The sequence below is a fragment of the Vibrio sp. 10N.261.51.C6 genome (genome assembly GCF_041471785.1).
Taxonomy (GTDB): domain Bacteria; phylum Pseudomonadota; class Gammaproteobacteria; order Enterobacterales; family Vibrionaceae; genus Vibrio; species Vibrio crassostreae_C.
In genome coordinates this window covers 1-13,330 of sequence record NZ_JBFRPB010000012.1, presented here as the reverse complement: position 1 = coordinate 13,330, position 13,330 = coordinate 1, and the positions used below count along the sequence as shown (strand labels likewise).

The window sequence follows — 13,330 nt, the reverse complement described above, 5'->3', positions numbered from 1 at the left end:
AAGCATGGATAAGGATTGTGTATGCCCGCAAGTTCAATGAAAAACAAAGGGGTGGTGGGGAAAGTCTTACTGCCTTCTTTACTCATAAATCTTCTCTCTCTCGCCGTTCCGTTAACGGTTTTGCAAATTTACGATCGTATTTTACCTAACCAAAGTTACGGTACTGCCACTTTGTTGTTGGCGGGTGCAGCGTTGGCTGTTGCCATGGAAGCATTGATCCGGTTTGTGCGTACTTGGCTTTTGTCAGCCGCGGCCAGCAATACCGAGAAAGCGACCTATCAAACTTTGGTTGAAAGAGTAACAACGGCTTCATCAGGCCATCTCCGCCACATTGGTGTTGGCGGCGTGGAAGAGGGGCTTGGTTCTGTATCCAAAGTCAAAGATTGGTATTCCGGTGGTGTGATTGCAGGCTTTATTGATTTGCCTTTTGCCTTGATCTTCTTGGGCTTGGTGGCTTACATCGGCGGTGAGCTGGTGGCGATACCTTTGGCAGTTTGGCTGATTACTCTCGGAATCGTTTGGTTATCTTCTATTCGCGTTAAAAGCTTAAGTGAAGAAGCTTCCCAAGATGAGCAGGAGCGAAAAGCGTTCTTGATTTTACTGAGCCAAACCATTCAAGGAATCAAACGTCAGGCTGTTGAGTCTCGAATCTTCAATCAGTTTAAATCCCTCAATAACGTTCGCTCTCAGTCTAAAGCGAGAGAAGAAGAACAGAACGCCTTTGCCCAAGAATGTATTCAGCTTGCCGCATTAGCCACGTCAGTTTTACTCGTAATTACGGGGAGCTTGTGGGTGTTGGATGGTCAGTTAACTACTGGTGGCTTGGCGGCATGTTCTATCTTATCTGGCAGAGCGGTTGCGCCTTTGAGTGCTCTGGTTGGGGTTAGAATCAAGCTTAATTCAATACACAGTGCCAATCAGGCAATAGAAAAATTGAGTGACTTATCATTATCGGAATCTTCAGATTCTGAGCAAGTTGAGAACCACTTATCTGACTTTGAGACGTTGGAAATCAAGCAAGCGACCGTTGAAAGATATGGTGAACTCTCTCATGCAGATGTCACACTGAATAAAGGTGAGTTGGTTTTGTTAGAGAGTGAGGATCGCCACACCAACAGTCATTTATTGTCGTCGATTGCAGGTATTGATGATCTAAAAGCGGGTGAGTGCTTCATTAACGGAGCTGCAGTTTCAATCGCATCCGTAACCAATATTGCTGCCTACTGTGGCGTTAAAGGGCAGTTGGTGTCGGGTACTATTCTCGACAACTTGTGCGGGTTTGACCCTGAGAAAACGCAAAGCGCCAGTGACTATGCAAAGCGTTTGGGTTTAACCAAAGAGATTACTCGATTACCCGATGGACTCGAGACACAAATTGGCCATACGAGTGCTTCTTTGTTGAGTATGGGTAACGTGAAAATGCTCAATATCGCGGCTCAATTGGCAAGTGATAAACCCATAATTATGTTGGAAAGGCCGGATTCTTCACTTGATTTAGACGCCCTTGGGAATCTAGCTAAGGTGTTGGAAGAAGAAGTGGCGGCAGGACGCACGATACTGATGGTGAGCTACCATTCGAAGCTTCGCGAATTTGCTAATCGAATCATTACAGTGGAAAGTCGAGCTATTACGGTCGACAGCGAGAGCAATCAGGAGGCCGTCGTATGAATCGTTTAGATATTGGTAACCCTTCAGGTACGAACAACCGTACATATACCAGCGGTCGACAAGAAGTGATGAACCATTTAGAAACTGAGAGCCTTTCCGTTCTTAAGCAGTTGGAAGTTAATGCTAATATCCAGTTGTTCGCACATCAATGGGTCGATGAAAATGGCATTGAATCAATCGACGATATGTTTGCCTTGTTCGACAGGCTTGTACTGCCTTATCGCTTGGTTGCCAACCTAGATGAAGTTGGTGAACATAAATTGGTCTTACTGGTACTTGGTGAACATGAGCTGGTCTCTGGTCATTTAGAATCCAAGCAATTTGTTGCCTTTAATGCCAATGACGACATCACCGATGTCCCTCAGTTTTGTATTGTTATCGAAGGTCCACCACTAGAGAAGGCTTCTCCTGATTGGGTTGGCGAACGACTACATGCGTTTCGCCCCATTATTCCTAAATTGCTGCTAGTCAGTTTTATCACTAACTTATTTGCGCTTGCTGTTCCCTTCATCACGATGTCGATTTATGACCATGTGATTGGTGGTGATGCAGGGCATGAGTTGCAAGGTATCGCCATTGGCGCGGCGTTGTTGTTTGTGATGATGGGTTGGTTGAGAACATTGCGCAGCCGAGTGTTTGCTTCAGTTTCGAACCGAGTAAGTCGTGAGATTTCTCAATCCCTCGTGCAGCGTCTGCTTCGTAATAGCTATGCTCAAAATCAGCAAACAGCTTCTTCTAGTCAGCAAAACCAAGTGATGTTGTCAGAGCGTATTTCAGGTGTGCTATCGGGGCCATTAGGAAATGCGTTATTTGACCTACCATTCATTCTTATTTTTGTACTTGCGATAGGTGTTTTAGGCGGATGGTTGGTACTCGTTCCAGTCGTCTCTTTAATCCTTTATTACTTACTAGCAAAACGCTCGATACGCTCTAGCAGCAAGCGCTCTATGCAATCGACAGTGGCAGGTACGAATCGTCAAAACATGACTAATGAGCTGTCATCCAAGCTTGCCTTTATTCGCAGTGCTGGATTCTCAGAGCACTGGATTCAACGTTTCAAAAAAGCCAATCTTCTTGCTTCAACAGTGACCTTTAATCAATCGGTTCTCCAGAGTCGGTACACCTCGATTTACTATTTCATTGGTGTGGGCTCGACACTCGCCGTGATGGGGTTAGGCATAGGACTTATTTTTGAACAAGTGATGACGCCCGGTGGTTTGATTGCTTCAATGATGTTGATATCTAAGGTGACGGGTCCTGCTCAGGTGTTGGCAAACAGCGCGATGCGTTTTAATAGCTTTAATCAATCCAAGCTGCAAGTGAACCGTATTTTGTCTCAGCCGTCTGAGCGTGAATTCAGTTACCAGCATCACCCGTTACCCGTGGTAGCGCCTAACTTGAAATTAGACCAAGTGACGCTGCGCTATCCCAAACAGAGTCGCCCCGCTTTGAATGGTGTGAGTTTTGATATTGAAGCCGGTGAAGTTGTCGCGATTACCGGCCCTTCTGGGAGCGGTAAATCAACATTAATTGAAGTGCTGTCTGGCTTGCAGCCTATCCAAAATGGCATGGTCGAGCTTGAAGGCGTTAACCTCGTTCAATACGACCCGCAGCTTTATCGCCACTGGTGTTTCATTCGAGCCGCATATCCTGATTTGCTTACGCTGAGTATTCGAGAGTGGCTAAACGACGGTCACAAAGTCGAAGATCAGAAAATGATCTCTGCAATTGAAATGGTCGGCGGAAAGCGTTGGTTCGAGACATTATCAGGTGGGCTCGATACTTCCATCAGCAGTATTCAGCCGGACAGCCTTTTTGACATGTTGTCTGGCAGCGTCGCGCAGATCCTAATTGATGCAAAAGCGCTGGTTTATGACTACCCAATGTTCTTAATGGATAATCCTGTGCCTGATGCTCACCCAAATGCTAAACGTATATTTGGTGAGTTTGTGCAGTCGAAAAAAGGAAAAGCAACGGTGATTTACACGTCCCACGATCCGGATTTAATCAAGCTTGCCGATAAAGTGGTGGTATTAAATGAAGGTGCAGTGGTTTATGCCGGTCCATTAGAGCCGGAGCAGTCTTCGAAGCAGGAACAGCCTTCAGAGCCTCAAGCTTCTCAAGAACCGCAGTTATCTGAGCAACCGTTATCTCAAGAGCTACAGCCGTCAACTCAAGAGGCGTCTGCTCAACAAAATGCAGCCCAACAAGAACAATCAGAGTCTAAGCAAGGAGTCGCTAATGACTAAACAATCTATCGAGAAGGGCAAGCGCTACGGTGAGCTTGTTGAATCACAAAATACGGCTCGTACATTGGCGCTGGCCACATGGTCGGTTGCCTTATGTGTTATTGCTTTTGCCACTTGGTCTGTAGTCACTCAAGTTGATGAAATCGCCAAAGCCAAAGGTGCTGTGATTCCGGAAGGCGAGAAGCAAGTATTACAAAGTGCGATTGGCGGTAAGTTAAAGCAAATTCTTGTTAAAGAAGGCCAGTTGGTAGAGAAAGGCCAGCCGCTTGTTGAGTTTGATGCCACTTTCCAGCGTACCGCCCTTGAAGAGCTAAAGTCCCAACAAGTGACGCTTCTAGCCAGTGTGGAACGTATGAATGCGCTGCTTGAGCAACGTGAGCCTAACCTTGCTGAGTTTGAGGTCGATTACCCAGAGATCGTCAGCCAACAAAAAGCGCAGCTGAACGCGCAAAAAGCCCTCTACTTCCAAAAGCGTGTGGTGCTTGAGAAAGAGAGCGAGCAAATTGCAGAGCAGCTTCGTAGCGTAGAAAAGGCCTTGCCGAGTTATGAGAAAGAGTTAAATGCGACTAAGCAAGAGTTGAACATACTGGAGAAGGGTTATAAAGCGGGTAACATTTCACGTTTACGTGTGCTTGAAATGCGACAAAAATTGGCCAGTATCGAACAGAAAATCGAAGAAGCTCGTGGTAAGAAGTCGGTATTGATTAGACAAGCTGACAGTAATGACCAAAAAATCATACAGCTTCTGGCGGAAGCGAAAGCTAAAGTGAGCGATGATCGTTCTAAAGCCGTATCTGACTTATCAGCATTGAATGCTAGAGTTCGTTCAAGCCAAGCTAAATTGACGAACACTATGTTAGTGTCACCGCTACAAGGCTTGGTGCAAAGCATACCAAGCACGCAGGATGGTGGTGTTATTCAGCCGGGTGGCACGGTAGTTGAAATTGTGCCTGTCGGAGGGAACGCTGACTTCAAAGCACGTTTGTCCCCAAGAGATATTGGTTTTGTGAGTGTTGGGCAGCCCACTCGAGTCAAGATTGATGCGTTTGATTACAGCCGCTTTGGGGCTTTAAAAGGGGCGGTAGAGAGTATTTCACCGACCACAAGTCAAAGCGAACGTGGCGAGATCTATTATGAAGTTGTAGTGTCGGTTGATACGCCTTACTTCCGTGATAACCCTGAAAGCTTTTCCATACTGCCGGGTATGACGGGTGAAGTAGACATCACAACTGGCGAGAAGTCGGTGTTCCAATACTTATGGAAACCGATTTATACCAATGTTAGCGTGGCGTTTGGAGAGAGGTAAAGTCCTCCACTCTGGCTTGCATAAAAAAGGAGCACATGCCGTGCTCCTTTTTTTATCTAACCGCAGGGGTGATGTTCTAGTTATTTGGGTCTATGTCAGGCAGTCCGTCAACGTCATTATGATGGTGTAAATAATCATCAATAGATGGGTTATCGGTATGGTGAGACAGCCCATCACTCATACCATCGTCAGTTTGCTCAGCCCCATAAGCACTCTCGGCATCACTGAAAATGATATCGATATCATGCGCTACTGGTACATTGTGTGACGGTGAATCTATAGACAGCGAGTCAGCATTAATACCCAGAGCGTCTAGGTAAGCATGGGCACCAGAACGCTGTTCGTGTTCGCCTATCGCTGTATGTTCTAGGTTTGCCGTCACCTCATCAAAATTAAGAGTAACTTCATCAGGGGTGCTGAAAGAGGCATCCGGTTCATCCGCTTGGCTCATGCCGGGTGCTGGAGGAGGTGGTGGAGCGATTGGCGATAAATCCATGCCAGTTAGTGTGGTTTGGTCAATGTGATGTCCGCTGTTTCCATGGACGGATTGCGAGTGCAAATGTAGGTGCACCGCGACTTGTGAGTTTTGATCGCCTCCTAGGGTTAAAACAAACGAGTCGGTTTCGTCTGTACCACTACTGTAAGAGCCTCCTGTATGTGTCTTAACGACGCCTGATGAAGTTTGTTGGTAATCGTAACTCAACTCTCCGGTTGCAGGATTGACATGCAAAGTACCAAATTGACCGTGTAATGCAGTGAGAGAGTGTCCGTGGTAATCTGATATTCCCCAGCCTGTCATTGGCGTAGGCGTTCCTTGGTGAATAATTGGAGGAATTCCGATTGAGGCATGCAGGTCCTGATTGCCTGCACTGCCGGTAATTTTTGCAGGGGCAACTAGGGTTGGCATTGGTGGAACATCGCTGTGTCCATCAATGCGCATTTCAACTTCTTGAGTTGTAATGCCCCCGTGTCCATCATCGACTAATAGAGAAAACTTATCGGTCAATTGTTCACCATTATTTAAAGCATTAACATGGCTATTGCTGTTATTAAGTGTGTAGACCCAAGTTTGTGTATTGCTATTATAGGTAACAGAACCATACTGTGGCTGATGTTGGCTATCAATACTGACAGAATGTTGATCGCTATGATCAACATCGCTGATAATAATTTGCCCAGAGGTCGCATTTGCAGCATCTTCATCAATGTTATGTGCACCTGCGATAGCTTCAGAAACTGTTGGTTTATCATTAGTACCATGCACATAGAGGGTAATAACCTGCTTATCACCACCAGCAGTCGTTACTTCATATTGAACCTGCTCGACTTGCCCTGCCGCTAAGTGTTGAATATTGGCATTGGGAACCGAATAAGCCCAATCACCGGCTTTTCCAATGGTCAGATGACCGCCATAGGGATCACTGAGCGCATGGGCATTACGAGTGTCGTAAAAATGATCTTCACTGGCATCAGGATCGATAACATTCAACACGCCAGTGACAAATATCGTATGTTGAGCATCACCTTGTACATGGCGATCTTCTGTAATTTGACCGCTTTTATCTCCGGTGAAGATCGCAGCATCGCCAACTGCCGAGAGTGTTGTTGATGCACCGGTGTGAGTCACACCACCGTGGGGATCTTTAACGTCATAGCTAAAGTGCACATCGCCGTTATAGTCTTTTTCTGGGGTAAAGGTAAACGTGCCATCGGTATTTAAGGCAATAGCACCGTGGTCGGCGTGTAGGTTTTCAATGGATAATTTGCCAATATCGTTGTCGTCAACATCGCTAGAATTGGCCAGTAGCTGTGCAGGAGTGAGGACTATCTGGGTATCTTCTAAGCCATTCGCTAAACGCACTTCAGCCGAGGCAATTGGCGCATCATTGGTGCCATGAACGGTCACTGTGATATCTTTTTTAGCACTGCCATCAATAGATTCAACGGTAAAGGTTTGCTGGAAGCTTTCCCCTGCGCCTAAATGTTGGACTTTATCATTGTCAATATCGTATGACCAATGGCCCTTTGCGTTGATATTGAACTGACCACCTTCGGTGGTGGTGATGGTTTGTGCGATAAAACCGGCTTGGTCGTGATCCGGGTCAATGACCTGTAACGTGCCACCACTGCTGAGCTGATTGGTGGTATTGCCAAAGGAAGTATGATCTTCGTAAACATGATTATTTAGGCTGGAGTAGGGCGTCACTGCAATTTTTGCTTGGTTATCTTCACCGGTCACTTTCACCATAATGGTGAGCTTCTGACCATCAGTGGTTTCGACTTCGTAGGGGAGCTCCATCGACTCGCCAGCATGTAGGCTACTGATTAGATCGTCCGGATGATGATTGGTACCTGTATTTAATCTGAATTGATAAGTGCCATTAGGCCAAACATCAAGGTAACCAGGTGCAAACCCTTGACCTAAATATTTACCGCTAAAAACAAACTGAGTGTTATCGCTACTATCAGGGTCAATCAGCTGAAGCTGGCCTCTATAGGATTTAAATTCGCTATCCAGCGCTTGTGTTTCAGTGAGCTGAATGACATTAGAAACCAGTGTGGCTTTATCATCTGTCCCGGCAATCGTAAGCGTGGCGGTTTGTTGCGTACTTCCACCATGGCCATCTTCTACTTGATAAGTGATAGCGATTTGTTGCGACTGACCATTGGCCAAATGATTAAATGCGGGATCAGTGGCATCAACAATTAATGTATGACCATCAGTATCTAAGGTGATACCTGCGGGGATTTTCCCTGCCTGAAGTTGACCATCGATGGCATATTCAAGGTGACTGACGCTTAAAGCGTCGCCGTCTTTGTCTGTGGCACCTACTAGCAGATTGAGGGTGTGATGATTATCGGCCCCCTCACTGACACTGTCGGTTAAAGGCGTCACATCAGGGGTGTCGTTAACCGCAGCTAAGTTGGTGGTTGCGCCGGTGTGGGTGATACCGCCGTGTCTATCGGCAATATCATAGTTAAAGTGGACTGCACCATTATAATTAGGGTCGGGATTAAAGGTAAAACTACCGTCCGAATTTGATACCACACTGCCGTGGTCTGCAGTCAAGTTTTCAACGTGTAACCACCCTCTATCATTAACATCGACATCGATAGTATTGGCGACTAATTGAGCTTGTGTAATATGTATTGAGGTATCTTCTTTCCCTGAAGGTAGCGTCACCTCACCACGTATTACTATCGGTGCATCATTATTACCGTGCACAACTACGGATACACTTTTCGAGACATGACTACCATCAGTAGACACAGCCTCAACTGTAAAGTGCTCCCAATACTCGTTACCGTCTCCTAGTTTTTTCGCTTTGTTCTGGTCAACGTCGTAATGCCATTGTCCATCTGTACTTAGGTGGAACGTACCATATTGACCTCTAATGCCAGTTATTGGTGTTTGTGTCCAACTCACCGTATCGTGAAGGTCAACATCGTGGGCTATTACGCTGCCGGAAACTGAAGCCCCTGTTTGGGCATTTTCTACGACATGACCAAGTTCCGACTTAGAATCGATTACGACCCCATCCTCGGTACCATTCACTTTTACTGTGATCGGAAATTCAGTGCCGTCAGTGGCTATTAGCTTTATCGATTCCGTGAATGATTCACCTTGTTTTAACTCTTGAACGTGAGCATTACTATTATCACCAATATAGCTCCAACAATGTTCTCCTGTGTGGGGGCCAGTTGTGATCGTGTAAAACTGAAATTTCCCATAGGGTGTCGTCACATCTAAGTTACTGCCTAGATCCCATGTGTATTGCTTACCTGCAAACTCGACAGTCACTTGTTGGTTAGAGCTATCTACATCGGTTATTTGCAAAGCTTGCCAATCAACTGCATCCATTATGTTTACGTTCGTACTCATATGCGTTGCAACATCTTCAGTTGCTACGCCATGATCAACGCCACTTATAATTGTTTTGTCATCGACGGCTACAAGCGAGGTGGTTGCGCCGGTGTGTGTTACACCACCGTGTGCATCTTTAACGTCATAGTTAAAATGCACATCGCCGTTATAGTCTTTTTCTGGGGTAAAGGTGAAGGTGCCGTCGGCATTTAATACAATAGCACCGTGGTCAGCCTGTAGGTTTTCAATGGATAATTTGCCAATATCGTTGTCGTCAACATCGCTAGAATTGGCCAGTAGCTGTGCAGGGGTGAGGACTATCTGGGTATCTTCTAAGCCATTCGCTAAACGTACTTCAGCTGATGCGACGGGCGCATCATTGGTGCCGTGAACGGTCACTGTGATATCTTTTTTAGCACTGCCATCAATAGATTCAACGGTAAAGGTTTGCTGGAAGCTTTCCCCTGCACCTAAATGTTGGACTTTATCATTGTCAATATCGTATGACCAATGGCCCTGTGCGTTGATATTGAACTGACCACCTTCGGCGGTGGTGATGGTTTGTGCAATAAAACCGGCTTGGTCGTGATCCGGGTCAATGACCTGTAACGTGCCACCACTGCTGAGTTGACTGGTGGTATTGCCAAAGGAAGTGTGATCTTCGTAAACATGATTATTTAGGCTCGAGTAGGGCGTCACTGCAATTTTTGCTTGGTTATCTTCACCGGTCACTTTCACCATAATGGTGAGCTTCTGACCATCAGTGGTTTCGACTTCGTAGGGGAGCTCCATCGACTCGCCAGCATGTAGGCTACTGATTAGATCGTCCGGATGATGATTGGTGCCTGTATCTAATCTGAATTGATAAGTGCCATTAGGCCAAACATCAAGGTGACCAGGTGCAAAACCTTGACCTAAATACTTCCCGCTAAATACAAACTGAGTGTTATCACCACTATCAGGGTCAATCAGCTGAAGCTGGCCTCTATAGGATTTAAATTCACTATCCAGCGCTTGTGTTTCAGTGAGCTGAATGACATTAGAAACCAGTGTGGCTTTATCATCTGTCCCGGCAATCGTAAGCGTGGCGGTTTGTTGCGTACTTCCACCATGGCCATCTTCTACTTGATAGGTGATAGCGATTTGTTGCGACTGACCATTGGCCAAATGGTTAAATGCGGGATCAGTGGCATCAACAATTAATGTATGACCATCAGTATCTAAGGTGATACCTGCGGGGATTTTCCCTGCCTGAAGTTGACCATCGATGGCATATTCAAGGTGACTGACGCTTAAAGCGTCGCCGTCTTTGTCCGTAGCACCTACTAGCAGATTGAGGGTGTGATGATTATCGGCCCCCTCACTGACACTGTCGGTTAAAGGCGTCACATCAGGGGTGTCGTTAACCGCCGCTAAGTTGGTGGTTGCGCCGGTGTGTGTTACACCACCGTGTGCATCTTTAACGTCATAGCGGAAGTGTACATCGCCGTTATAGTCTTTTTCTGGGGTAAAGGTAAACGTGCCATCGGCATTGTTTAGAATAGAACCATGGTCAGCATGCAGGTTTTCAATGGTTAGTTTACCGGCGTCATTGGCATCCACATCGACGGTATTCGCTAATAGTTGCGCGGTGGTTAAGGTTTGGCGTGTATCTTCACTGCCATTTGCAAGCACCACTTCAGATGAACAGTAAGGTCTGTCGTTACTGCCGTGAATGGTGATGACAATATCGTGTGTTGTACCATCTTTTGAATGGACTGTAATCGTATCGGTTAAGCTTTGCCCTTCACCAAGTTGGTCAATTGCAGTGCCACGCGTTGTGGGTCTAGCACCTATACCTGATAGATGCCCAGCATCGGCATGGTAATGCCAGGTGCCATCGGTGAGTAAGATTAGATCGCCATAGGTGCCGTGATAGTCGTAACCATTGCTGCCTTGGCGTTCAAATCCTGACTCGCCTACATCGGGGTCTGTGATGGTCAGCTTGCCATCAGCATAGAGTGTTGTATTGCCAAGTGTGGCGATGCCTGAGTGAGCATAGTCGGGTGACATGTCGACACCCGCGCTGTTTTCGGTTATTGAACCAGTATCAACGCCAGCGATTTGGGCTTTATCGCCAACAGCCGAGAGCGTCGTTGATGCGCCAGTGTGTGTTGTACCACCATGCGCGTCTTTCACATCGTAGGTGAAGTGGACGCTGCCGTTGTAATTGTGGCTTGGAGTGAAGGTGAAGGTTCCATCGTGATTGTCTTGAATCGAGCCATGGTCAGCATGCAAATTAGCGATAGTGAGCTTACCTGCATCGTTGGCGTCTACGTCAACAGTATTAGCGATTAGCTCGGTTGCTGTGATGGCTTGAGCAAGATCTTCTTTACCGTTGTTCAGTTGCACTTCACCAGAACAATACGGACGGTCGTTATCGCCATGAACGGTGACAACAATATCGTGAGTGGTGCCATCAGCCGATTTGACGGTGACAGTATCCGTTATCGATTCACCTTGGCCGAGGTGATCAATCTTTCTACCTGTTGCGTCTTGGCCTATGGAAGCGTAGTAGCTCCAATCTCCGTTACTCTGAAGTATGACACGACCATGAGTGCCGTAATAAACGCCGGTTTGGGCATGGCTTTCACCGGAGTCTGGATCAACAATGTTCAGGTGACCATCAGTGTGTATTTCGTCGTTCCATAATTTGCCGATGTTTCCATGCATATGATCTGGTGAGCGATCATCGACGTAGCCACCAGACATTGTACCATCTGGTGCTGTATAGGTATGCCCTTCATGAACATCTCCAGTATAGACACCGCCGATAACGGCAGAATTATTAACCCCTGTAATCGTTATTGAGAGGTTTTGAGTGCTGCTCGCATTATGCTCGTCTGTGACTGTTACTGGAACAGTCAATGTCTTCGTGACACCTGATGCTAACGATTGATAGCTAGAGTGAGCAGGATCGAAGCTATAACTGCCGTCCGGATTAACCACCAAGCCATCAATCTGCGGTGCGCTGTAAGTCAAGGCCGCACCGGTATCAATATCTTGGCCAACCATTTGTCCATTTAGAACGCTTCCACCTTCAGTCACTGAGTGGGACTGAGCATTGATGGTTGGGGCATCGTTGGTACCATGAACCGTTAGCTCTATCGTGTGTGTTGTACCATCTGCTGAGCGTATAATGGCTGAATCGTGTTTAACTTCGCCTTGCGCTAAGTTCTGTATATTGCGGTTGTCGAGGGTATAGGTGTAGTGACCGTCGCGCATGAGCAGTATGTGCCCACCCAGTTTGGTGTCGTAGCCAATACCTTGATAGGTTTGTGAGCCTATATTCGGATCAAACTGTGCCTCTCCCTTATCAGGGTCTTGGATGTTTAATCTGCCGTCGTAATGCAGTTGGTAGTGGGTATCTATATAGCCGCGATCTTCAGTTACTCCCCGTAAGTCTGCATTGGCTTGTGCGTCGGTAATAATCGCGTTATCTGGAGTTGCGATAAGATCAAACTTAGCTTGAGTGCTGACGCTGCCACCATGGCCGTCAACCACATCATAGGTGAGTCGAATCTCACCATTGAAATCTTTATCTGGCGTGAAGGTATAAGTGCCATCTTTATTATCAGTCAGGCTACCGTGTGTCGCTTGCAAATTTGTCACGTGCAATACATCGCTACTATCCACATCGCTTGCATGTGTTAGCAAGTCAGAAGCCTTGATGGTTACGGGTTGATCCTCTTTACCCGCAGGAAGCTGAGTCCACGCACTGACAATTGGTTTGTCGTTGCTGCCTTGCACATCGATAACGACTTTATGAGGGACTGTCGCTCCTGTTGAATCGGTAGCGGTGATCCAGAATGATTCAGACTGATGTTCACCAGCCGCGAGTTTATCCGCGGCACCGCCGGTTGAATTGTCTAGCTGATAGTGCCAATGACCATGCTGATCAATCGACAGCGTTCCCCATTGACCTTGGGGTTGATTGATTGCCCACGTAACGGTGTCGGACTTATCTATATCAGTCGCGATTAAGCTCCCTGTCGCATCGGGGTTTCCTGCCGTGTTCAAGCCCTGTTCGATCACCGCGCCACTTGAGGTACCTGAGATAGTAGGGCGGTCATTGGTGCCATTAATCGTCACTTTGATGGTCGAGGGTGTGCCATCAACAGACGACACCGTGAAGGTTTCTTCTACTTTATCGCCGACGTTTAACTGATTAAACGCGCTGCTCGCGGTGAACACCCAATGACC

The 13,330-nt window shown here is 46.8% G+C and carries 4 protein-coding genes; 3 read left to right on the top strand and 1 reads right to left on the bottom strand.

Annotated elements, in window-relative coordinates; genetic code table 11:
• Positions 1-21: 21 nt before the first annotated feature.
• Genes AB4375_RS02735 through AB4375_RS02725 form a run of 3 tightly spaced genes read left to right on the top strand, consistent with a single transcriptional unit; the run spans position 22 to position 5,223 of the window.
• Positions 22-1,668: an ABC transporter transmembrane domain-containing protein gene (locus tag AB4375_RS02735; protein ID WP_372050984.1), complete on the top strand. Its 1,647-nt coding sequence runs from the start codon at positions 22-24 to the stop codon at positions 1,666-1,668.
• Positions 1,665-3,917: an ABC transporter transmembrane domain-containing protein gene (locus tag AB4375_RS02730; protein WP_372050983.1), complete on the top strand. Its 2,253-nt coding sequence runs from the start codon at positions 1,665-1,667 to the stop codon at positions 3,915-3,917. Before AB4375_RS02735 ends, AB4375_RS02730 begins: the two co-directional genes overlap by 4 nt.
• Entirely contained in the window at positions 3,910-5,223 is a 1,314-nt protein-coding gene (locus AB4375_RS02725; RefSeq protein ID WP_017061737.1) for an HlyD family type I secretion periplasmic adaptor subunit, read from the top strand. Before AB4375_RS02730 ends, AB4375_RS02725 begins: the two co-directional genes overlap by 8 nt.
• A 76-nt stretch (positions 5,224-5,299) precedes the next feature.
• Here AB4375_RS02725 and AB4375_RS02720 read toward each other — a convergent pair whose 3' ends face one another.
• Complete coding sequence (locus tag AB4375_RS02720) at positions 5,300-13,321, bottom strand: VCBS domain-containing protein (protein WP_372050982.1); 8,022 nt, start codon at positions 13,319-13,321, stop codon at positions 5,300-5,302.
• Positions 13,322-13,330: the final 9 nt, after the last annotated feature.

Excerpts from the sequence above, each read along its gene's own strand:
- AB4375_RS02735 (WP_372050984.1), top strand. The coding sequence starts at position 22 with ATGCCCGCAAGTTCAATGAAAAACAAAGGGGTGGTGGGGAAAGTCTTA.
- AB4375_RS02730 (WP_372050983.1), top strand. The coding sequence starts at position 1,665 with ATGAATCGTTTAGATATTGGTAACCCTTCAGGTACGAACAACCGTACA.
- AB4375_RS02725 (WP_017061737.1), top strand. The coding sequence starts at position 3,910 with ATGACTAAACAATCTATCGAGAAGGGCAAGCGCTACGGTGAGCTTGTT.